Genomic DNA, 22,302 nt, shown 5'->3' with positions numbered 1-22,302 from the left:
AATGAATTGTGGCGAGGGAGCTTGCTCCCTCGCCACGATGAGGCCATCCTGCTTCGATGCATGAGCCCTGCGGCGCCCCACCAGCCATGCTCCGGCTAGTGCCCCTCCGTCCCATCGGCTACTCTTCATCCTCAAAGAGCATTTTGATATCAGGGCTGATTGAGGAACAACGATGGACGACGCCTCGAAGATCGATTTGCTGCGGTTCGATTTGTCCGACCTGGACGAAAGCGTGCTGCACACCATTATGGAACTGGTGAGCGACGGCATCTGGGACTGGAACGCCAATACCGGGTTCGTTTATCGCAACCCCGGCTGGTACACGATGCTCGGCTACACGCCTCATTCACTGAGCAACACCGTGCTGACCTGGGAGAGCGTGATCCATCCGCAGGACTATCCTCAGGTGATGGCGCTGTTCGATGACTATCTGGAACAGCGGTCGCCAAAATACCAGGCCGAATACCGCTGTCGCACGCATGACGGTTCCTATATCTGGATCGAAGACCGCGGCTACGTCATCGCCCGCAATCCCGACGGCAGCGTGGCCCGCATGATCGGCGCCCATCGCAGCATCGACGACAAGAAACGCTTGTTCGAGCAACTGGAACAGCGCAACAAATCCCTCGAGGCAGTCATTGAAGAACGCACCCGCGAACTGTCGCGGGTCAACCATCAACTGCAAATCCAACTCGACGAAAACCGCAGGCTCGCCGAAACCGACGCCTTGACCCTGGTCGCCAACCGCTATCGCCTGGAGCAAGCCCTGCCATTGGCCTGCGAACGCGCCCAGCGCTTTCGTGAACCGTTGTCGCTGATCGCCATGGACGTCGACGATTTCAAGGACATCAATGATCGATACGGCCATGCGTTCGGGGACGCAGCACTGGTTCAGGTGGTGCAGGCGGTCAAGCGTTGCGAGCGCGACGGTGACCTGCTGGTGCGTTGGGGTGGTGATGAATTCATCATGATCTTGCCCAATACATCCTTGGCCGATGCGGTCCTGATGGCCGAAACCATTCGTCGAGGCCTGTCCGACCTGCTGCCGGTGGGGGATTTCCAGATCACCATGAGCTTTGGCGTGGTGCAGCGGCTCGAAGACGAAACCCAGGAGGTGCTGATGGATCGGGCGGACCAGGCACTGTATCGCTCCAAGATGGCCGGCAAGAATGTGATCTGCGACTGACCCCAGGATTACAAAAAATGAACCCTTGAGACGTTTGTCGCGGTCATAGCTTTGTCCCCGCAATCAGGTCTCTCACGTTGGCGACTCGACGTTCGCACTCTTCAATCCTTTTCCTGGGCTGCGCCGGCTGGTCGTTGCCCAGGGCGCAATGGCCGTCCTTTCCCGAGGAAGGGACTCATCTGCAGCGCTACAGCGCGCGCTTTCCAGCCGTGGAGATCAACAGCTCGTTCTATCGCCCGCACCGTCCCGCCACCTACGCAAAATGGGCAGGCAGCGTGGCGGCGGATTTTCGTTTCTCGGTGAAGGTTCCGAAGCAGATTACCCACGAACGACGCTTGTTCGATTGCGAGGGGCTTGTGGATGAATTCCTCGGGCAGTGCTCGCAACTGGGGGAGAAACTGGGCTGCCTGTTGATTCAGTTGCCACCGTCGCTGGCCTTTGACGATGCGCAGGCCGAGGCTTTTTTCAGAGCCTTGCGTGACCGCTATCAAGGCGCTGCGGTGCTCGAACCTCGACACCCGAGCTGGCTCGCACCACACGCCATGGCGATGTTGCAGGCGGAGCGCATCGGCCGGGTGGCCGCCGATCCGTCGCCGCTGCCGGGCGGCGATCACCCGGCGGGTTGGCCCGGCATTCGTTATTACCGTCTGCACGGCTCACCGAAAATCTATTACACGCCTTACGACGACGTCCGGCTCAGGCAAATCGCCCAAGCCTTGCAAGCCGCCCCGGACACACCGACCTGGTGCATCTTCGACAACACGGCCAGCGGCGCCGCGACACCGGACGCGTTGCGGTTGATGGAACTGTTACGCGACTGAAATGCGTACCGGTGACCGGTCCGACCGTGACAACACCGCCCGTGTCCAATAGATTAGGCGACCGGAAAAAAGCTCAATGCCTTTCTCGCCTTATCCCGCTAACAGAAGTAGTGAAATTTCAATGTCCGATTCCAATACCGCTGAATCCGTAGTCACCCTGTCGTCCAAAGCGGAATACGAAAACTCCATCAATCTTTCACAGCATCTGCCCCAGGCCAAAACCATCAGCGAGATGGTCCTCGATGCGTTCCAGTCGAACCGCGAAAGCGACCAGATCCGCGAACTGCGCACCGCCATTCGCCAGGCCCACGATGCGTTCGATGACGACAAGGCCTACGAACTGATGGGCCAGCTCAAGCAACTCAAGGATGCCGAAGCCGCAGACTTTGCCGCCCTGGAAGACCTCAGCAGCCGCTTCCCCATCAGCCGCATTCTTTCCAGCTACAAGGATGATGCGGACTTCCAGGAACTGGTCTATGGCCTGGCCCTGAAAGTGCTGAACCAGACCCACCAGGCCATCAGCAACCCGAGTGGCAGCAAGGGCAAGGCCTCGCGGCCCAAGAAGGAGGCCGAGGTGTTCGTCATCAGCAAGGACGGCATCAGTGTCACCCTGCCCCTGCGCACGCCACGCTCCAAGCCGAACGTCGACCGCGAGGCCTTCGAGTTCCTGGGTTTCAACTTCATTGGCGAAGGCGAAGAAGCCGAACTGGAAAGCGAAACCTTCCTGGACAACAACGGCACCGAACAGCCGGCCACCCGCAAAAGCATCGTCACCGCGCTGCAACAGCAGAAAGCGTTCGACGGCTACAGCATCGCCCAGCAATAAAACAAGCCTGCGTCGAGCCCCTTGTGGGAGCGAGCCTGCTCGCGAATGCGGTGGATCATTTGAAGTGATGTTGGCTGACCGGGCGCTTTCGCGAGCAGGCTCGCTCCCACAGAAGTCCTATGTAATGCCCAAGAAAAAGCCCCGCACTTCTCTCGAAGGCGGGGCTTTTTCATAGCGACTGGCGGTTCAAACAGCACCAAGCCGCTCAACCATATCCGGAAACTTCTCGACCAGTTTGATCAACAAAGCCGCCTGGGCGTTAGGCTTGGACTTCTCCTGCTCCCAGTTTCTGAGGGTGCCTGGACTGGTCCTGATGCTCTTCGCGAAAACGGCTTGGGACATATGGAGCCTGTCGCGCAGGGCCACGATTTCCTGGGCCGACACTTCGGGAACCGGCTTGTCTTCGATCGAAATCTGGCGAAGGGTAATCTTGCCCTCGCGGTGAGCGGCCATCTCCTCGACGCCTTGCATCATCTCGGCAAACAGATCGCGCTTTTTCATAAGGTACCTCGTACTTTCAACTCAGCTTCTATGGCGCGCTTGAGCGTCTTCTCTTGCTCGGAGGTCAGGTTTCCAGTTCGTCCTTGTCATAAATCGCAAACATCCAGAACTGACGATCATGCCTCAACCAATAATAAATGACCCGCAGTCCACCTCGTTTCCCTTTGCCGCGACTTTCATCGAACCAACGCAGCTTACGGAAGCCACCGGTACGTGGCATGACGTCACCGGCCTCTGGATGCTGCAGCATGTAGAACTGAAGCAGGCGATATTCATCATCGGTCAGGTAATGATCAACCGTGGCAGTGAAGGTAGTCGTTTCAAAAAATAAGGTTCGCATGGCAGAAACTATAGGCAAATCGCCTATAGATCAACAAGCCAGAATCTATTGCGACGAATGACAGCGGCTAGTCATGCCCCATTTCGAAAAAAAGCCCCGCACTTCTCTCGAAGGCGGGGCTCTTTCGCAGCGTCTGGCACTTAAGGCGCGTAAGTCAGCAGCAACTCACTCGGCACCTTGAAGTCCAGGGACATCATGACGCTCAGGGCGGTGATGGTGAAGATCGAGAACACGAACAGCTTGCGTGCCCAGACCCGGTCATCTACGGCCTTATAGCCGGTCCAGGCCATGTACAGCCAGTACATGCCCATGGCAGCGGCGACGGCGAGGTAGCTCATGCCGGCGTAGCCGCTGAAGGTCAGCATCAAGGTCGCCACGAGGAACGCAAGGATGTAGAGCAGGATGTGCTTCTTGGCCACCTGGATACCGCGCTTGACCGGCAATACCGGGATCGAGGCTGCCAGGTAGTCGTTGAAGCGGAAGATCGCGATGGCGTAGGAATGCGGCATCTGCCACAGGCTGAACATCACCAGCAGCGTCAGCGCAGCCATGTCGAAGCTGTTGCTGACCGCGACATAGCCGATCACCGGCGGCATCGCCCCCGACAGACTGCCCACCAGCGTGCCGTGGACCGACTTGCGCTTGAGGTACAGGCTGTAGAGGCCGACGTAGATGACAAAGCCGATCACCGCGAACAACGCCGCCAGCGGGTTGGCGACCCAATACAGCAGCGCCACGCCCGCCACGCCCAGCACCGTGGCGAATACCAGGGCCAGCTTCAGCGAAACCAGGCCTTGGACCAGCGCCCGGTTCCGGGTGCGTTCCATCTTGATGTCGATGTCGCGGTCGATGCAGTTGTTGAACACGCAACCGGACGCCACCACCAGGGAAGTGCCGATCATCGCCGCCAGGAAGATGGCCAGATCGACATGCCCTTTCGAGGCCAGGAAAAACCCGCCCGCCACAGAAAGCACGTTACCGAAAATGATCCCCGGCTTGGTGATTTGGATAAAGTGCTTCAGTGACATCCGGACTTTCCTCAGTGCGCCATCATGTTGGTGTGGATGCTGAACATGATCCACAACGACAGGCCGACCAGCAGAACGATCACCAACGCAGCAAAGACAAACGCAATCACGTTGTTGCGCTGGGCGGCCGAACGGTCCAGGTGCAGGAAGTACACCAGGTGGACCAATACTTGGACCACGGCGAAGATCAGAACGATCCAAAGCGTCAGGCTCTTGGGCAGCGATGGGTACATCACCAGGCCGAACGGAATGACGGTCAGGATCACCGACAGGATGAAGCCGATGGCGTAGGACTTGACGCTGCCGTGGCTGGCGTCGTGGCCATCATGGGAATGAGCGTTAGCCATTTACAGGGTCCCCATCAGATAAACAACGGTGAATACGCAGATCCACACCACGTCCAGGAAGTGCCAGAACAGGCTCAGGCAGCTCAGGCGCGTCTTGTTGGTGGCGGTCAGGCCCTTTTTCTGGACCTGGTACATCATGATTGCCATCCAGATCAGGCCGCTGGTCACGTGCAGACCGTGGGTGCCGACCAGGGTGAAGAACCCGGACAGGAAACCGCTGCGGTTAGGACCGAAGCCTTCGGAAATCAACATGTGGAACTCGTTGATTTCCATGCCGATGAAGCCGGCACCGAACAGGAAGGTCATGGCCAGCCAGCCCAGTACCTGATTCTTCTTGCCCTTGAACAGCGCCAGCATGGCGAAGCCGTAGGTGATCGAGCTGAACAACAGCAGCGCGGTTTCACCCAGCACGTACGGCAGCTCGAAGATGTCGTGGCCCGACGGGCCACCGGCGACGTTGTTAACCAGCACTGCGTAGGCCGCGAAGATCGACGCGAACAGAATGCAGTCGGTCATCAGGTAGAGCCAGAAACCGAATACGGTCATCTCGCCCGAGTCGTGGTGATGGTCATCGTGCCCATGGTCATGACCATGGGCGTGTCCAACATTGGTCACTAAGTTCGACATGGTTTAAGCCTGTTCCAACGAGGTTTCAACACGGGTGGCGGTGGCAGGGACTTTCCCGGCCGCGACCAGGCGCTTGTGCTGCTCGGCTTCGATGCGTTCGATGACATCCACCGGCACCATGTAGCCCTGATCGTCACGGGCGGCATGGATGGCGAAATACACCACGGTGCCGACCAGGCTGGCGATGGCCAGCCACCAGATGTGCCAGATCATCGCGAAACCGAACACGGTCAACAGTGCGCCCATGACCACACCGGTCGCGGTGTTGTTGGGCATGTGGATCGGCGAATACTTGGCCGGGGTCTGGTACGCGGTACCGTTTTCCTTGGCTTCGGTGAACGGGTCGATCACGTCTGCTTTCGGCAGCACGGCGAAGTTGTAGAACGGTGGTGGCGAAGAAGTCGACCATTCCAGGGTATGGGCATTCCACGGGTCACCGTGTTCGCACATGTTTTCCGGCTTCTTGCGGTCACGCACGCTGACGTACAGCTGGATCAGCTGGCAAGCGATACCGACAGCGATCATCACCGCACCGAACATGGCGACGTACAGGTACGGCACCCACTCAGGGTTGGTGGTGGTGTTCAGGCGACGGGTCATGCCCATGAAGCCCAGTACATAGAGCGGCATGAACGCGACGAAGAAGCCGGTGATCCAGAACCAGAACGCTGCCTTGCCCCAACCTTCGTGCAGCTTGAAGCCGAACGCTTTCGGGAAGTAGAAAGCGAAGCCGGCGATGTAGCCGAACACCGCGCCGCCGATGATCACGTTGTGGAAGTGCGCGATCACGAACAGGCTGTTGTGCAGCACGAAGTCCGCACCCGGAATGGCCAGCAGTACGCCGGTCATGCCGCCGATGGCGAAGGTCACCATGAAGCCCAGGGTCCACATCACGTGGCTGGTGAAGCGCAGGCGACCCTGGTAGATGGTGAACAGCCAGTTGAACAGTTTCACCCCGGTCGGGATCGAAATCAGCATCGTTGCCAGGCCGAAGAAGGCGTTGACGCTGGCCCCCGAACCCATGGTGAAGAAGTGGTGCAGCCAGACCATGAAGCCCAGTACCGAGATCGCGCCGGAAGCGTAGATCATCGAGTGGTGGCCAAACAGTTTCTTGCCGGAGAACGTCGAGATGACTTCGGAGAAAATACCGAACGCCGGCAGGATGAGGATGTACACCTCAGGGTGACCCCAAGCCCAGAACAGGTTGACGTACATCATTGGATTGCCACCAAGTTCGTTGGTGAAAATGTGGAAATCCATGTAACGGTCAAGCGTCAGCAGAGCCAGTGTCGCGGTCAGGATCGGGAACGAAGCGACGATCAGGACGTTGGCCCAGGTGCAGGTCCAGGTGAAAATCGGCATGTCCATCAGCTTCATGCCTGGGGTACGCATTTTCAGCACGGTGGCCAGGAAGTTGACCCCCGTCAGCGTTGTCCCCAACCCGGATAGCTGTAGCGCCCAGATGTAGTAATCCACACCCACGCCCGGACTGTATTGCAGCCCCGACAAAGGCGGATAGGCAACCCAACCGGTCTTGGCGAATTCGCCGACACCCAGGGAAAGGTTGATCAGCACGACGCCGGACACCAGCAGCCAGAAGCTCAGGGAGTTCAGGAACGGGAAGGCAACGTCACGGGCACCGATCTGCAGCGGCACTGCCAGGTTCATCAGGCCGGTGAAGAAAGGCATCGCCATGAAGATGATCATGATCACACCGTGGGCGGTGAAGATCTGGTCATAGTGCTCAGGCGGCAGGTAGCCAGGCGAGCCCTCGGTGGCCATGGCCAACTGGGTACGCATCATGATGGCGTCGGCAAAACCGCGCAGCAGCATGACCATGGCGACGATGATGTACATCACGCCGATCTTCTTGTGGTCGACCGAGGTCAGCCACTCAGTCCACAGATAGGTCCACTTCTTGAAATAAGTGATACCTGCGAACAATGCCAGACCACCGAGCGCGATGATGGCGAGGGTCACCATGACAATCGGCTCGTGGAACGGGATCGCTTCCCAACTTAATTTACCAAACATCGTTTACTCCTCTGCCCCGGCAGCTGAATGCGAGCTCATGTCCATCCCTTCCATGTTGTGAGCCACTTCCTTCTCGCCCTTCTCGTGATGCATCGGCTTGCCCGGATTCATCCCTTCATACTTATCAATGATGGTCTGGAACAGGTTCGGCGTTACCGACGAGTAGAGTTCGACTGGGTTGTTCTGGCTCGGCTTGGAAAGGGCTTCGTATTCAGCTTTTTCAAGCTGTTTAGGTGCCTTCTTGACTTCGTTTACCCAGGCGTCGAACTCTTCCTGGGTGGTGGCGGTCGCCTTGAACTTCATGCCGGTAAAGCCTGCGCCGCTGTAGTTGGCGGAGATACCTTCAAGTTCGGTGTTCTGGTTGGCGATCAGGTGCAGCTTGGTCTGCATGCCAGCCATCGCGTAGATCTGGCCGCCCAGGCCCGGGATGAAGAACGAGTTCATCACGGTGTCGGAGGTGACCTTGAAGTTGATCGGCGTGTGGGCCGGGAACACGATCTTGTTGACAGTGGCGATGCCTTGTTCCGGATAGATGAACAGCCACTTCCAGTCCATCGAGACGACTTCGATGGTGATCGGCTTGACGTCGGAATCCAGCGGACGATACGGGTCCAGGGCATGGGTCGACTTGTAGGTGACGTAACCCAGGGCAATGATGATCAGCACCGGGATGGTCCATACCGCCACTTCGATCTTGGTCGAGTGGGACCACTTCGGCGTGTACACAGCCTGAGTGTTGGACGCGCGGTATTTCCAGGCGAACAGGAACGTCATGACGATAACCGGCACGACGACCAGCAACATCAGCAGCGTGGCGGTGATGATCAGGTTTCGTTCATCCAGGCCGACCTGGCCCTTGGGATCGAGCAGGGTCATGTTGCAGCCTCCCAGCAACAACGTGCCGAGCAGCGGCAACAAGCCTAGTAATCGGGGGTACCTGTTTTTACTCATCTCACGACCTCTAAAGCAGCTTGCGCAATGCAGTTGGGTTTTGATCGCCAACACTTCACCCTGCCAAGGGTTGGCATTTTCTTGGATTGAATAAGGGCTGCCCGTCGAACGTCAGCGGCTGTTCGACACATCCTGGGCCAGCAGTGAGTTCTTATTCGTTGGTCAAAGGCCTAGTTCAAGCCCAATTCCATTTGGTGCGGGTAGTTGGAGGCACCGACACCTGGGGTCGCATGGGGCGCTGGCGCCCGTCGACCACTCTCGTGCTCAAGCCTGAGCCGGGTCGGAAATTCGGTGCGGGCGATTGTAGTGAGCTGACGCGCCGTAGACCATGTCTCATCCCGAAATAATTTTTATCCGAACCGGCAACAATCTCTTGTCGACATCGCAACGGGCCAGCATCTTATCGAAATTAATTCTCAACAAGAACCCCAAAAATCGTAAGGCTACTACGCCCGATTTAGACAGTTCCGAGTCGTATGACTGAGCCTTGATAGCTTTCAGGCGCCCGTTTTTCGGGGCCTGGGCGATGATGCGCTTCGCTGTTAAAAATGCCTGCACGAGATCACTTCTGCGTACTCAGCAAAGTGCCAGCAGGCTGTTTTTTTATTACAGATTGAAGCGTCAATTCGCGTCTTGAAAGGAGCCCGGACGCAACATGTGTGACAACGTGTCGCACATTGCCGCAGGCTATTCTTGCCTCGGATCAAGGTTGATCCTTACCGAGCCTGAAACGACAAACGCCCCGGCTCTTATAAAGAAACCGGGGCGTCTTCCTGCGCTGTTTCAGCGAATGGCTTTGCGATTGCGTGACACCAGCAATGGCACCAGCACGACGGTCAGCACGAACGCCACCAGCGCCCATTGCGCCAGCGACAACCCGAGGATCGGCGGATACGGGGTGGAGCAGAAACCATCGACTTGGAAGCCCAACGGGAAGATCTTCGCGAGCGGCAGGTCATCGACAATCGGTTGCAACACATCGATGCCACAACTGACCGCCGGAAAAAACTGGGTGTATACGTGATGCCCCGCTACTCCCGCGCCGGCCAAGGCGCAAAGCACAACCAGGCCTTCAAAGATCGTCAGGCTGCGGCGGCTACGCATCGCCGCGCCGATGAAGGCGAAGATCGCGATCAGCAACAACGCATAGCGTTGCAGGATGCACAGTGGGCAGGGAGCCTCACCGAGGACCACCTGCATATAGAGCGCGCCGCCGATCAGCGCCAGGCAGATAAGCCCCAGCAGCACCAGATAGCGCCGCTCACGGCCCAGCCGCATCATTTCCTCATTCATTGCGTTTCCCTTAAGTGCATGGATCGACGCGCAGCCTTGCGGCACGTGGCGCGTTATCGGATGGCCGAAGTCTACACGCAGAAGATGAACGAGCGGCAGTCGGCAGTATCGGGGGAATAAACAGGAAGGGGGTTAAGCGCGGATTAATTTCAGTACCGCGTCGGTAGAACCAACGCTATCGCGAGCAAGCTCGCTCCCACAGGGATTGGGGGTACGCCAACAGAATGGCCTCCGAAAAACTGTGGGAGCGAGCTTGCTCGCGATGAAGGCAACCCGGTCTCCCAGGTCGCCCGAAGCGTTTACTCCAACGCAGCCGCCGGCCCGAAGAACTCGTAACGGCTTTGTTCCGCCGGCACGCCCAAGGCCTTGAGATGCCGCTTGACCGCCGCCATGAAGCCTTTCGGCCCAAGGAAATAAGCGTCCAGGTCGCGCTGTTCCGGCAGCCATTGCGCCAGTTGCGCCTCGTTCAACAGCCCGACCTTGTCAGCCGCAGGACCTGTGCCGTCATGCTCGTCGTAGCAATAAAAGCGCTTGAGTTGCGGATGCCGGCTGGCCAAGTCATCGATCCAGCCGCGGAAGGCGTGTACCTGGCCATTGCGTGCGCAATGGATGAAGTGCACGGGACGCTCGGTCTGCAACGCCGCCTGCAACATGGCGAGGGTCGGGGTGATGCCGACGCCGCCGCTGATCAATACCAACGGTTTGTCACTTTCCGTGAGATAGAAGTCCCCGGACGGCGGGAAGAGTTGGATGCTACTGCCGACCTGGAACTCGTCGTGCAGGTAATTGGACACGCGGCCACCCGCCTCGCGCTTCACGCTGATGCGGTACTGCCCATTGTCCGCCAGGGCCGACAGCGAATAATTGCGGCGCACCTCTTCACCGTCCAAGACCAATTTCATGCCGATGTATTGGCCTGGCTCGGCCTGCAGAATCGGGCCCTTGTCGGCCGGTTCGAAGTAGAACGAAGTGATCTCGGCGCTTTCCTGGACCTTGTCGACGAGGACGAATGTCCGCTCCCCGCGCCAGCCGCCCGGCGCTGCGGCCTTCTGGTCATACAGGCCGGCTTCGGCGCCGATCAGGATATCGGCCAATTGGTTATAGGCCGCGCCCCACGCCGAAATCACTTCCGGCGTGGCGATCTCTTCGCCCAGCACTTCGGCGATTGCCCGCAGCAGGCAGGCGCCGACGATCGGGTAATGTTCTGGCTGGATCTGCAAGGCCACATGCTTGTTGACGATTTTCGCTACCAGGTCGCCCAACTGATCGAGCTGGTCGATATGGCGCGCGTACATCAGTACGCCATTGGCCAACGCCCGGGGTTGGTCGCCGCTGGCCTGGTGAGCCTGGTTGAACAGCGGGCGCACTTCGGGATATTCGGACAACATCATGCGGTAGAAATGAGTGATCAGCGCTTCACCACCGCTCTCGAGCAATGGGACGGTGGAACGGATAATGGCGCGTTGTTCTCGACTCAGCATAGTGACTCCTCGCGTGGTACAGATAACGGATATCCATGCTTATCAGTTTTCATGCCATAAAATTTATCCTTTATTTTCAATGTGTTGAAAACAGATTAGTCATAAAGACACGGCAGCCTTTATAGTCGTTATGACCAGATGGAGTCATTATGACCGCAACCTCTTTGCTCACTTCACTGCTACCGCTGGTGGCAGACCTGTCCCGCGAGTTGCCGGAAGGCGAGCGTTATCGGCGCTTGCTCGGCGCCTTGCGCGCCCTGCTGCCGTGCGACGCCGCTGCACTGCTGCGCCTGGAGGGGGATTGCCTCGTGCCATTGGCCGTGGATGGCTTGAGCACCGACACGCTGGGTCGGCGCTTCCGCATCAGCGAACACCCGCGTTTCGAGGCCTTGCTGGCCAATCCGCAACCGACGCGCTTCGCCACCGACAGCGACCTGCCCGATCCCTACGACGGGCTGGTCGAAGGGCTGGACGAGCATCTGGAAGTTCATGACTGCATGGGTTGCCCGCTGTTCGTCGACGAGCGGCCCTGGGGGTTGCTGACCCTTGATTCGTTGGATCCGGAACGCTTCGAACCGATCGACCTGAGCGCCTTGCAAGCCTTCGCCAGCCTCGCTGCCGCCACAGTCAGCGCCGCCGAACGGATCGATCGGCTGGCCCTGAGGGCCGAAGATGAGCATCACCGCGCCGAGGTTTATCGCCAGGCGAGCGGTCAGCAGCATCGCGACATGGTAGGCCAGAGCAAGGCCCACAAACGCCTGGTGGAAGAAATCAAACTGGTGGGCGGCAGCGACCTGACGGTGCTGATCACCGGCGAAACCGGCGTCGGCAAGGAACTGGTTGCCCAGGCGATCCACGCGGCCTCCACCCGCGCCGACCAGCCGCTGATCAGCCTCAACTGCGCCGCCCTGCCGGACACCCTGGTGGAAAGCGAGCTGTTCGGTCATGTGCGCGGCGCTTTCACCGGCGCCATGAACGACCGGCGCGGCAAATTCGAACTGGCCGACGGCGGAACCTTGTTCCTTGATGAAGTGGGCGAGCTGTCCCTGACCGTCCAGGCCAAGTTACTGCGAGTCTTGCAGAGCGGTCAGTTGCAACGCCTGGGCTCGGACAAGGAACACCGCGTCGACGTACGTCTGATCGCGGCGACCAATCGCGACCTCGCCGATGAAGTGCGCAATGGCCGTTATCGGGCCGACTTCTACCATCGCTTGAGTGTGTATCCGCTGCAGGTGCCCGCGCTGCGTGATCGCGGGCGTGATGTCTTGCTGCTCGCCGGTTTTTTCCTGGAACAGAACCGTTCGCGCATGGGCCTGGGCAGCCTGCGCCTGACCAGCGATGCCCAGGCCGCGCTGCTGGCCTACGATTGGCCGGGCAATGTGCGGGAACTGGAACACCTGATTGGCCGCAGCGCGTTGAAAGCACTGGGTCATTGCAAGACAAGGCCGAAAATCCTCAGCTTGAGCGCCGAAGACCTGGACCTGCCCCGTGCAGCCTCGGACAACGCGCCCATTGCCAGCCCTGTGCCAGTGCAGCCGGAAATGCTGACCGGCGACCTGCGCCAGGCCATGGAAAATTATCAACGGCAAGTCATCAGCGCTTGCCTGGAGCGTCACCAGCACAACTGGGCCAGCGCCGCCCGCGAGCTGGGCCTGGACCGGGCGAACCTGGGACGCATGGCGAAGCGGTTGGGCCTGAAATAACGACAACGGACAGAGCCAAGCGGGAGCAAGCTCCCTCGCCACAGAAGCGGCCTCGCACAAGAACTTGTGACGACGATCCTGGCCTTTGACAGTTTTTCGTCCTAAAGCCTGCCCCCAACAAGTCGATAACCCGTTATCAAAAGCTGTCTTGGCGATCTACATCGCTCGCCCCACCTTTTTACACAGAAGGTTTTTATGTCTTCCAACAAAGCCCGCGCAGATTCACTTTCGCTTCTGCTATTTACCTTGCGCAGCGGCAAGCTGATGGCAATCAACCTGCTCAAGGTCAGTGAAATCATTCCCTGCCCGCCACTGACCAAGCTGCCGGAGTCGCATCCGCACGTCAAAGGCATCGCCACGCTGCGCGGGACATCACTGTCGGTGATCGACCTGAGCCGCGCCATTGGCGAGCGACCGTTGGAAGATCCCGATGGCGGCTGCCTGATCGTCACCGACGTCAGCCGTTCCAAACAAGGCCTGCATGTCCAGGCCGTGAGCAAAATCGTTCATTGCCTGACCACCGACATCAAGCCACCGCCCTACGGCTCCGGCGGCGTGCGCGCATTCATCACGGGCGTGACCTCGGTGGACGGCACGCTGGTGCAGGTGCTGGACATCGAAAAGGTCATCCACGGCATCGCCCCGGCGCAAATCGAGACGGCGCCCACCGAGCTGAGCATGGAAGACGCCGAAGTGCTCGGCAACGCACGGATCCTGGTGGTCGATGACAGCCAGGTCGCCCTGCAACAGTCCGTGCACACCCTGCGCAACCTGGGCCTGCAATGCCACACGGCCCGCAGCGCCAAGGAAGCCATCGATTGCCTGCTGGAGCTGCAAGGCACCGCACAAGAGATCAACCTGATCGTTTCCGACATCGAAATGTCGGAAATGGACGGCTATGCACTTACCCGCACGCTGCGCGAGACGCCGGACTTCTCCCACCTCTACGTATTGCTGCACACCTCGCTCGACAGCGCCATGAACAGCGAAAAAGCACGATTGGCCGGCGCCAACGGTGTGCTGACCAAGTTCTCTTCGCCCGAACTGACCAAGTGCCTGATCACGGCGGCCAAGGCCGTGGCTGAACAAGGCCGCTGAGTTCGCTGAAAATCGATCGCAGGCTTCGTTGTCGCCTCCCAGTGGATGGCGCATAACTTGCTTCGCACGGCTCATCGCGGCGTTTTTGTGACGCTGCTTTCAGCCTATTTGCCTGCGGTCGATCAATGAATACAACGTTTTCCTGTGTAGGGTGCGGTAAATGCTGCTCCGGTCATCACGTTCCCCTGACGCTCGATGAAGCCAGGATGTGGGCCAGTGACGGCGGGCAAGTGATTGTCCTGGTCGAAGCCTTCCTCCCCAATGGCCTCGGTCTGCCCGTGGCGCAGCGCGAGCACGCCGAACGTCGCTCCGCAGTCGTGCGCAGCGGCACGAGCCAAGCCATGGTGGCGATCACTTTTGCCGCTTACAACGCCGGCCCCTGCCACAACCTGGATGCCGACAACCTGTGCAGCATCTATGAGCGCAGGCCTTTGGTGTGCCGCATCTATCCGATGGAAATCAATCCGCACATCCCGCTCAATACCGCCGCCAAGGACTGTCCACCGGAGTCGTGGGAAACGGGGCCACAGTTGATCGTCGGCGGCAAATTGGTGGACCGGGAACTGGCAGGATTGATCGAGCGCTCACGCCAGGCTGACCGTGAAGAAATCGGCATCAAGGAACGCATCTGCGCCTCCCTGGGCATTCATACCACGGCACTGAAGGGCGACGGATTCACGGCGTACCTGCCGAACATGGATGCGTTTGCCGCTGCCATCGACCAGGCCCGTTCGCAGCCACTGCAACCGCAAGACAGCGACTGGCAATTCCATTTGTCCGGTGATGACGTTGCCAGCCAAGTCACGGCCAGCGGCGCGCGGGTCGTCACGCAAGCGCCGGTCGACTACGCCTTCATTTCGCTGCGAGCTGCATGAATCTCTAAGAATCCCTGTGGGAGCGAGCTTGCTCCGGGCGGCGATCCGACGATAGCGGTGGGGCGGCTTGCATTGATGCTGAATGTGACGGCCCCATCGCGAGCAAGCTCGCTCCCCACAAGGAATTAGCTGCTCTCTGAAATGCCATCCCTCTCGCCTAACCCGCGCCAAGAATGTTAGCGTGCTTGGTATTCCATGCAGATGAGCCTTGCACGATGAAAAAAACCGTACTTGCCTTCAGCCGTATCACGCCCCCCATGATCGAGCGCCTGCGACAGGACTTCGATGTGATCGTGCCCAACCCATCGAACGGCGACATCAACGCGCAGTTCAACGAAGCCCTGCCCCATGTCCACGGACTGATCGGCGTCGGTCGCAAGCTCGGCCGCGAGCAACTGCAGAACGCCACGAAACTGGAAGTGGTATCTAGCGTGTCGGTGGGCTATGACAACTACGACCTGGCGTACTTCAATGAACGCGGGATCATGCTCACCAATACCCCTGACGTGCTCACCGAAAGCACCGCAGACCTGGCCTTCGCCCTGCTGATGAGCAGCGCCCGTCGCGTTGCCGAACTGGATGCCTGGACCAAGGCTGGCCAATGGCAGGCGTCAGTCGGGCCGCAATTGTTCGGCAGCGATGTACACGGCAAGACCCTGGGCATCGTCGGCATGGGCAACATCGGCGCGGCCATCGCCCGACGCGGCCGGCTGGGGTTCAACATGCCGATCCTGTACAGCGGCAACAGCCGCAAGGTCGAACTGGAAATTGAGCTGGGTGCTCAATTTCGCGAACTGGATCAACTACTGGCCGAAGCGGACTTCGTCTGCCTCGTGGTGCCGTTGAGCGAGAAGACCCGCCACCTCATTGGCCAACGCGAGCTGAGCTTGATGAAACCGAGCGCCATCCTGGTCAACATCTCCCGCGGCCCGGTGGTGGACGAGCCGGCGTTGATTGAAGCCTTGCAAAACAACCGCATTCGCGGCGCCGGGCTGGATGTCTACGAGAAAGAGCCGTTGGCCGAATCGCCCCTGTTCCAATTGAAAAATGCCGTGACCTTGCCGCATATCGGTTCGGCGACCCATGAAACCCGTGAGGCCATGGCCAATCTCGCTGTGGAGAACCTGCGCAACGCATTGCTGGGCGAGCGGCCGCAGAACCTGGTCAACCCGCAAGTCTGGAAATAACCCCCCTGTGGCGAGGGAGCTTGCTCCCTCGCCACAGGGTTTATCGCCTGACGTTGTGCATCAGCGGGCACCCAGCGCGACTTTCGCGGCCGCTGGTCGCGGCTTGCGAAACACCAGCACATTACCCAGCATCACAAGCACCAGCCCGACCAGCGCGGGCGCCGTCCATTGATAACCTTCGACGAATGCCGAGACGTTAAGCGCCACCACCGGAAACAGAACCGTGCAATACGCCGCTCGCTCCGGCCCCATGCGTCCGACCAGCGTCAGGTAGGCGGTAAAACCGATCACCGAACCCGGGATCACCAAGTACAGCAACGAGCCGACGTAGCGCATATTCCATTCCATGTCGAACGGGATGCCCTCGGCCAGACACCACACCGACAACATCGCCGCCCCGTAGGCCATGCCCCAGGCATTCGTCGTGAGCGGCTTGAGGCCCGCTTTCTGCTGCAGGCTCGACAACATGTTGCCTGCCGAGAAACACAACGTCCCCAGCAGCGCCAATCCCAACCCGAGCAAGGTCTGCGGGCTTGCGCGGTGGCCAGCCAGTTCCGGCCAGAACAACATCCCCAACCCGAACAATCCCAAGGTGCCGCCCAGCAACACGTTGCGGGCGATTCGCTGGCCGAAGAACACCCGGGCATTCAGGGCATTCCAGAGGGTTGCGGTGGAGAACACCACGGCGACCAATCCGCTGGGAATCCACTGGCTCGCGGTGAGGAAACACATGAAGTTGATGCAGAACAGGCAGAGACCCTGGGCGACACAAATCAAGTGGCCGCGCCGGTTCATCACCTGCAAGCGGCGGCTGAGCAGGAGCATCGCGAACAGGATCAGCGCCGCCAGGCCGAAGCGATAAACGATCGAGACCGGAATGGCGACAACACCTAATTGCAATTTCAGCGCAATCCAAGTGGTGCCCCAGATGAGTACGGTAAGCAAGTACAACGAGAGGTTCATGACGGCGACTCCTGGCAATGGCGACCAGTCTCACGCCGATGCCTGCGTGGCGCTTGCGTAAACTTGCGGTTTTTATGCACGACAGGCTGGCATGGGCCGGTCGAGGGAGTAGGATTCAAGCTGGAGAAACCGATCATGACCAGCCTGCAAACCCTGCAAGTATTCCAAGCCCTCAACAGCTCGCCCAACGCTCGCCTGGAGCACAGCGCCGAGCTCGGTGACGGCATGGCGGCCGCTTTGTGGACCAACCACCACGACGCCCGTGACTACGAAGCGCCGACGCACCATACGCTGTCGTGCTACATCGCTGGCGGCACCGGCACGTTTCGTCGCGAACGGCCCGATACTACGGGCGCACCGGACAAACTTTGCATCCTGCCGGCTGGGCATGAGTCCGCCTGGGTCATCAATGGCGACATTCGCCTCGCCCACCTGTATTTCAGCGCTGAACAATTCGCCCTTGGCTGCATTACCCTGCTGGACCGCGAGCCGCGACAAGTGCAACTGCACGAGGAAACGTTCCTCGACGACCCGCAACAGGCCCAGCGCTTTCGCCAGTTGATCGCGCTGAACTGGGACGAACCCGGTGAACGCCTGCTGACCACCAGCCTGGCCCATGACCTGCTCAATCGCCTGTTACTCAGCCAGGTCGGCCAGCGCCAAGGCCTTCGCCTCAAGGGTGGCCTGGCTGCTCATCAGCGGCGAATGCTGGTGGATTACGTCGACAGCCACCTGGCCGATGCCATCAGTCTCGGGCAATTGGCGGCGCTGTGTGCGTTGTCCGAATATCACTTCGCACGGATGTTCCGTGAAAGTTTCGGGCTGCCACCTCATCAATATGTATTGGCTCGGCGCCTGGCCCGCGCGCGGCATTTGCTGCGCAGCACTTCACAGCCGTTGGGCGACGTGGCGCTGGCCTGCGGGTTTGCCAGCGCCAGTCATTTTACTAACCGCTTTCGCCAAGCCTTGGGCGCAAGCCCCGGGGAATATCGACAGGCGTTCTTGCGCTAAAACCCAGCATGCCTCGGCCAAATGAAACAACCAGGTACTCATCCCGATTGCCGTAGCCACCATCGCGCCCCTACAATGCGAACAATTCTTGTTCTCTAGCACAGCTTCGCGCTGTCGGGATGTTCTTCGTTGCCGCCTGCACACACCGTCGAAGTGCTCTACAACGCCCATCACCGTTGGCTCAACGGCTGGTTGCGAAGAAAACTCGGTTGCCCCGACAGTGCCGCCGACCTGGCCCAGGACACCTTCATGCGCGTGCTGACTGCGCGCGATCCGCAGCCGGTCCTGGAGCCCCGTGCGTTTCTCACGACCATTGCCAAGCGCGTGCTGTTCAACCATTACCGCCGCCAGGACCTTGAGCGCGCCTACCTCGATGCCCTCGCCCAACTGCCGGAGCAAGTAGCGCCATCGGAAGAAGAACGGGCAATCATTCTGCAAACCCTGATGGAGCTGGACCAATTGCTCGATGGGTTGCCACGCGCGGTCAAGCAGGCGTTTCTGCTGGCCCAGGTCGATGGCCTGACCTACAACGAGATCGCCCGTGAACTGGGAATCTCGCTGGCGACGGTCAAGCGCCATCTGAACAAGGCAGCAATGCGCTGCTACTTCGCCTTATGACCGCACCGATCAACGGCGCACCCGGCGTCAGCGCGCAAGTTGCCGAGCAGGCCGTACACTGGCTCCTGGAAATGCAGCAAGGCCCGCTCGATACCCGCCAGCAGCAAGCCTGGGAACACTGGCTCGCTGCTCACAGCGAACATCGCCGGGCCTGGGAGCATATCCAGCGAGTCAATCAGCGGCTGCGCAGTGTGTCCCCGCCGCTGGCCCATGCGACCCTCAACGCACCCAAGTCGGCGGCGCGACGTCGGGCGCTGAAGATGTTGCTGGTGCTTGGCGCTGGCTCAGCGCTGACCTGGGGCCTGCGTGAACGCCAATGGCTGCCGCCGTTGATGGCCGATTTTCGCAGCCCAGTGGGCGAACGCCGACGGCTGACGCTGGATGACGGCAGCCTGTTGCAGCTCAACAGCGGCAGCGCGGTGGACGTTCGCTTCGACGCTCAACGTCGCTTGATCCGCCTGCTGGACGGGGAACTGTTTCTTACCGCAGCCCGGGACCCCAGGCCCCTGCAAGTGCTGACCGCCCATGGCCTGCTGGACAGCCACAACGCTCGGTTCAACGTCCGCGAGTATCCGGACCACACCCAGGTGGCGGTGTTTGAAGGCCAGGTGGAAATTCGTAGCCAACATGGCCCGGCGTTGTTGCTGACGGCATCACGGCAAGTTTCCCTTGGCATCAACGGCACCGGGTCCGCCACGGCGCTGGATGCCAACAGCGGTGCCTGGACGGAAGGCATGCTGGTGGCCGCGCACATGCGCCTGGCGGATTTCGTTGATGAGCTCCGCCGTTACCGACATGGCCAATTGCACTGCGACGAGGCGGTTGCCAACCTTCTGATCTCCGGAACGTATCCGCTGGACAACAGTGAACGAATCCTCGATCTGCTGGAGGTCAGCCTGCCGGTAAAAGTACGTCGCTTCACCCGCTATTGGGTCACAGTCGAGGCTCGCGCTTGAATCATCGCGCCCAGCCCAAAAAAAGTGCTGCGCCAGTGAGCCGTTTTCCACGCCTCGGGTGACAGAGAAGGAAAGCACTTCGATACAACCTTCTCGGGATCCTCATCCATGCTGCAGCAACCTACCTGTCTCACCCCGCTCGCCCGTACCCTGCGCCAGCTGCTTCTGGGGGCCAGCTTGAGTTTCGTCGCACTGCCTCCCGTACAGGCTGCAGATACCAAGGCCTATCACATCGCGCCGTCGTCATTGGAAAATGCCCTCAATCAGTTCGGACGCGAGGCCGGGGTGTTGATTTCCTTTGGCTCGCTGACAACCGCAGGCCTGCAAAGTCGCGGGCTGGAAGGCAACTACAGCCCGGAGCAAGCGCTGAGTGCCCTGCTTGAAGGCACAGGCCTGCAAGCCCGCCCCGAAGGCGACAAAGCTTTCAGCCTGCAACCGGCCGCCGACGCCTCGCTGGATCTTGGAACCACCACCGTGGTCGGCGATTGGCTCGGCGACGCCGCACAGACCAACGTCTTCGAACACCCCGGTGCCCGTGACGTCATCCGTCGTGAAGAGTTCGAACGCCAGGGCGCAACCCAGGCCCGGGACGTGCTCAACCGCATTCCCGGCGTCAACGCACCGGAAAACAATGGCACCGGCAGCCATGACATGGCATTGAACTTCGGTATCCGCGGACTCAACCCACGCCTGGCCTCTCGCTCCACGGTATTGATGGATGGCATTCCGGTGCCTTTCGCCCCTTACGGCCAGCCGCAGCTATCGTTTGCGCCAATCAGCATGGGCAACATGGACGCGGTGGATGTCGTGCGCGGCGGCGGTGCGGTGCGCTACGGTCCGCAGAACGTTGGCGGCGTGGTCAACTTCGTGACCCGGGCGATTCCGGACGCACCGACGGTCAAGGGTGGTTTCCAGACCGAGACAAGCCCGTCCTCCAGCCACGATGGCTTCAAGACGTCATCGAACCTGCTGGCCGGCGGAACCGCCGATAACGGCTTGGGCGGTGCCCTGCTCTATTCCGGCACTCGCGGCGGCGACTGGCGTGAACACAGCGACACACAAATTGACGACTTGATCCTCAAGGGCAATTACCAACTGGACGATGCCAACAGTTTCAACGCCATGGCCCAGTATTACGAAGGTGAAGCCGACATGCCCGGTGGCCTGAACGTGGCCGACTACGATGCCAACCCGTATCAATCCACGCGTCCGAACGACCGGTTCTGGGGCCGTCGCACCCTGGTCAATTTCGGCTACCGCTACCAGCAGGACCGTCGGGAATTCACGGCCAGCACTTTCTTTACCAAGACCTTGCGCAGCGGCTACCTGGACCAGGGCACTTTCCTGTCCCTGTCACCCCGCCAATATTGGGTGCGTGGACTGGAAACCCGTTTCGCCCAGGGCTTCGACCTTGGCCCGACCAGCCATGAAGTCGGCGTCGGCTATCGTTATATCAACGAGGCCGGTCATGAGCTGCGCTATCGCACGCCCATCGCCAGCAACGAACTGCCGACAACCTCCAGCCGCAACGATCGGGACACGCGCGGCGGCACCGAGGCCAACGCGTTTTTCATCGATGACCGGATCGATATTGGCAAATGGACCATCACGCCCGGTGTTCGCTACGAAATGATCGAGTCGCAGCAAACCAATAACCTGACGAATGTGAAGTACAAGGGCGACTACAACACCGCTCTGCCAGCGCTTAACGTGCTGTACCACCTGACCGATGACTGGAATCTTTATGCCAACACCGAAGGTTCGTTCGGCAGCGTCCAGTACAGCCAGATGCCCAATCGTGTCAGCAGCGGCGAAGTGAAGCCGGAGAAGGCTCGTACTTGGGAATTGGGCACTCGCTACGACAACGGCAACCTGCGGGCAGAGATCGGCGCATTCCTGATCAATTTCGACAACCAGTATGAGAGCAATCAGACCAACGATTCGGTCATCGCTCGCGGCGAGACTCGTCATCAAGGCATCGAAACCAGCTTCAGCTACGCCCTCGAAGGCCTTAGCCCGGCACTGGGCGGTTTCGACGTGTATGGCACGTATGCCTTCGTCGACGCGACTATTCGCGAGGATGGACCGAACAAGGGCAACCGTGTGCCCTTCTCCTCGAAGCATAAAGGCACCCTGGGAGTCGCTTACACAGAAGGCCCATGGAAGCTGAACCTGGACAGCACCTATCAGAGCGCTCAGTTCGCAGACAATGCCAACACCCGAGCCGAAAGCGCAGATGGCAGTACCGGCAATATTCCCGGCTACATGCTGTTCAGCAGCCGGGCCGCGTATGACTTCGGGTCGCAACTGTCGGACCTCACCGTTGCAGTGGGTGTGAAGAACATCTTCAACACCCAGTATTTCACCCGCTCGTTCGACGATAACAACCGCGGCAAGTATGTCGGCGAGCCGCGCACGCTCTATGTGCAAACTTCCGTTGCGTTCTGACCAGTGCC

The 22,302-nt window shown here is 59.7% G+C and carries 20 protein-coding genes and 1 pseudogene; 11 read left to right on the top strand and 10 right to left on the bottom strand.

The window, feature by feature from the left end:
* The first annotated feature begins 172 nt into the window (after positions 1–172).
* From FHK92_RS08520 to FHK92_RS08510, 3 genes are all read left to right on the top strand, one after another.
* Complete coding sequence (locus FHK92_RS08520; protein ID WP_181287662.1) at positions 173–1,186, top strand: sensor domain-containing diguanylate cyclase; 1,014 nt, start codon at positions 173–175, stop codon at positions 1,184–1,186.
* Between the two features lie 77 nt (positions 1,187–1,263).
* Positions 1,264–2,007 carry a DUF72 domain-containing protein gene (locus FHK92_RS08515; protein ID WP_219915985.1) on the top strand — a complete coding sequence of 248 codons (744 nt, stop codon included), beginning with the start codon at positions 1,264–1,266 and terminating at the stop codon, positions 2,005–2,007.
* Positions 2,008–2,128: 121 nt separating this feature from the next.
* Positions 2,129–2,833: a hypothetical protein gene (locus tag FHK92_RS08510; RefSeq protein ID WP_181287661.1), complete on the top strand. Its 705-nt coding sequence runs from the start codon at positions 2,129–2,131 to the stop codon at positions 2,831–2,833.
* A 186-nt stretch (positions 2,834–3,019) separates the two neighbouring features.
* Here FHK92_RS08510 and FHK92_RS08505 read toward each other — a convergent pair whose 3' ends face one another.
* The 9 genes and pseudogenes from FHK92_RS08505 to hmpA form a co-directional block, all read right to left on the bottom strand.
* Positions 3,020–3,334, bottom strand: coding sequence for a helix-turn-helix domain-containing protein (locus FHK92_RS08505; RefSeq protein ID WP_030139928.1), 315 nt, complete (start codon positions 3,332–3,334; stop codon positions 3,020–3,022).
* A pseudogene (locus FHK92_RS08500) lies at positions 3,331–3,674 on the bottom strand (toxin). Before FHK92_RS08500 ends, FHK92_RS08505 begins: the two are co-directional and overlap by 4 nt.
* 140 nt (positions 3,675–3,814) lie before the next feature.
* Entirely contained in the window at positions 3,815–4,702 is an 888-nt protein-coding gene (gene cyoE, locus FHK92_RS08495; protein ID WP_181287660.1) for a heme o synthase, read from the bottom strand.
* A gap of 11 nt (positions 4,703–4,713) precedes the next feature.
* Entirely contained in the window at positions 4,714–5,049 is a 336-nt protein-coding gene (gene cyoD, locus FHK92_RS08490; RefSeq protein WP_041022358.1) for a cytochrome o ubiquinol oxidase subunit IV, read from the bottom strand.
* Positions 5,050–5,676 (bottom strand): cytochrome o ubiquinol oxidase subunit III, encoded by a 627-nt coding sequence (locus FHK92_RS08485; RefSeq protein ID WP_030139924.1) that lies wholly within the window; start codon positions 5,674–5,676, stop codon positions 5,050–5,052.
* Between the two features lie 3 nt (positions 5,677–5,679).
* Complete coding sequence (gene cyoB / locus FHK92_RS08480) at positions 5,680–7,710, bottom strand: cytochrome o ubiquinol oxidase subunit I (protein WP_181287659.1); 2,031 nt, start codon at positions 7,708–7,710, stop codon at positions 5,680–5,682.
* Positions 7,711–7,713: 3 nt separating this feature from the next.
* Positions 7,714–8,661: a ubiquinol oxidase subunit II gene (gene cyoA / locus FHK92_RS08475; RefSeq protein WP_181287658.1), complete on the bottom strand. Its 948-nt coding sequence runs from the start codon at positions 8,659–8,661 to the stop codon at positions 7,714–7,716.
* Between the two features lie 783 nt (positions 8,662–9,444).
* Positions 9,445–9,954 (bottom strand): disulfide bond formation protein B, encoded by a 510-nt coding sequence (locus FHK92_RS08470; RefSeq protein WP_030139920.1) that lies wholly within the window; start codon positions 9,952–9,954, stop codon positions 9,445–9,447.
* Between the two features lie 299 nt (positions 9,955–10,253).
* A complete protein-coding gene (hmpA, locus tag FHK92_RS08465; RefSeq protein WP_181287657.1) occupies positions 10,254–11,435 on the bottom strand; it encodes an NO-inducible flavohemoprotein in 1,182 nt (393 codons plus the stop codon).
* Positions 11,436–11,584: 149 nt separating this feature from the next.
* On the opposite strand from hmpA, the gene norR reads away from it, so the two are divergent.
* From norR to FHK92_RS08445, 4 genes are all read left to right on the top strand, one after another.
* Complete coding sequence (gene norR, locus FHK92_RS08460; protein ID WP_181287656.1) at positions 11,585–13,138, top strand: nitric oxide reductase transcriptional regulator NorR; 1,554 nt, start codon at positions 11,585–11,587, stop codon at positions 13,136–13,138.
* Between the two features lie 195 nt (positions 13,139–13,333).
* Positions 13,334–14,236, top strand: a complete 903-nt coding sequence (locus FHK92_RS08455) for a chemotaxis protein CheV (RefSeq protein WP_181287655.1) — start codon at positions 13,334–13,336, stop codon at positions 14,234–14,236.
* A gap of 125 nt (positions 14,237–14,361) precedes the next feature.
* Positions 14,362–15,111 carry a YkgJ family cysteine cluster protein gene (locus FHK92_RS08450; RefSeq protein WP_181287654.1) on the top strand — a complete coding sequence of 250 codons (750 nt, stop codon included), beginning with the start codon at positions 14,362–14,364 and terminating at the stop codon, positions 15,109–15,111.
* Positions 15,112–15,326: 215 nt separating this feature from the next.
* Positions 15,327–16,298 carry a 2-hydroxyacid dehydrogenase gene (locus FHK92_RS08445; protein ID WP_181287653.1) on the top strand — a complete coding sequence of 324 codons (972 nt, stop codon included), beginning with the start codon at positions 15,327–15,329 and terminating at the stop codon, positions 16,296–16,298.
* 60 nt (positions 16,299–16,358) lie between these two features.
* Here the strand turns inward: FHK92_RS08445 and FHK92_RS08440 are convergent, their stop codons facing one another.
* Complete coding sequence (locus FHK92_RS08440) at positions 16,359–17,261, bottom strand: DMT family transporter (protein ID WP_181287652.1); 903 nt, start codon at positions 17,259–17,261, stop codon at positions 16,359–16,361.
* 135 nt (positions 17,262–17,396) lie between these two features.
* Here FHK92_RS08440 and FHK92_RS08435 point away from each other — a divergent pair, with 135 nt between their 5' ends.
* The 4 genes from FHK92_RS08435 (at position 17,397) to fecA (ending at position 22,294) form a co-directional block, all read left to right on the top strand.
* The gene (locus FHK92_RS08435; protein ID WP_181287651.1) at positions 17,397–18,272 is read left to right on the top strand and encodes a helix-turn-helix domain-containing protein; all 876 of its coding nucleotides are present in this window, start codon (positions 17,397–17,399) and stop codon (positions 18,270–18,272) included.
* Between the two features lie 129 nt (positions 18,273–18,401).
* A complete protein-coding gene (locus FHK92_RS08430; RefSeq protein ID WP_181287650.1) occupies positions 18,402–18,890 on the top strand; it encodes a sigma-70 family RNA polymerase sigma factor in 489 nt (162 codons plus the stop codon).
* Positions 18,887–19,846, top strand: a complete 960-nt coding sequence (locus tag FHK92_RS08425; RefSeq protein WP_181287649.1) for a FecR domain-containing protein — start codon at positions 18,887–18,889, stop codon at positions 19,844–19,846. Before FHK92_RS08430 ends, FHK92_RS08425 begins: the two co-directional genes overlap by 4 nt.
* A gap of 108 nt (positions 19,847–19,954) precedes the next feature.
* Positions 19,955–22,294, top strand: coding sequence for a TonB-dependent Fe(3+) dicitrate receptor FecA (fecA, locus tag FHK92_RS08420; protein WP_181287648.1), 2,340 nt, complete (start codon positions 19,955–19,957; stop codon positions 22,292–22,294).
* The last annotated feature ends 8 nt before the right edge of the window (positions 22,295–22,302 follow it).

Source organism: Pseudomonas brassicacearum subsp. neoaurantiaca (genome assembly GCF_013608025.1).
GTDB lineage: Bacteria > Pseudomonadota > Gammaproteobacteria > Pseudomonadales > Pseudomonadaceae > Aquipseudomonas.
Note: the sequence above shows the minus strand (reverse complement) of the source record. Positions and strands in the feature narration are given on the sequence as shown.